Origin of the sequence: Gilvimarinus gilvus (assembly GCF_030518155.1) — a bacterium.
In the GTDB taxonomy this organism is placed as follows: Bacteria; Pseudomonadota; Gammaproteobacteria; order Pseudomonadales; family Cellvibrionaceae; genus Gilvimarinus; species Gilvimarinus gilvus.
On record NZ_JAULRU010000114.1, the window covers coordinates 1 to 381 of the forward strand.

1 protein-coding gene is annotated in these 381 nt (G+C 21.0%); it reads left to right on the forward strand.

Annotated features, from left to right (window positions below; genetic code table 11):
- A partial coding sequence (locus QWI17_RS00610) for a hypothetical protein (RefSeq protein WP_302720557.1) occupies positions 1-271 on the forward strand: 271 nt, incomplete at its 5' end.
- Positions 272-381: the final 110 nt, after the last annotated feature.

Here is a 381-nt window from a genome sequence, read left to right on the forward strand (position 1 = left end):
TCTTTTATTGATTTCAAGTGTAATAACTTATACTTTACAATGTAATTATCCAATATACAATTATCTTTACGAATATATGTGTAGGAGAAGACCTCTCGAAGCTTATATCTATTTATCTAAATATATTCCTCTAGATGTAACTACTTTTTTTTATAAAATGATATATTTAGGATACTTAATTTTAGCTTTAATAATATTAAATTTTAAAAAATATAAAAATATATATGGATTTAGGGAAAAAGGTACTATTCCAACTCAACATTCACAATAATACAAAAGGCAAACTTTGGTTTGTCTTTTTTTATTTTATAAAGTTGCTACATTTTTATTAAAAAAATCCTTAATTTTTTTAGTGGTTAGCATTTTTATTTTCCTATTTTT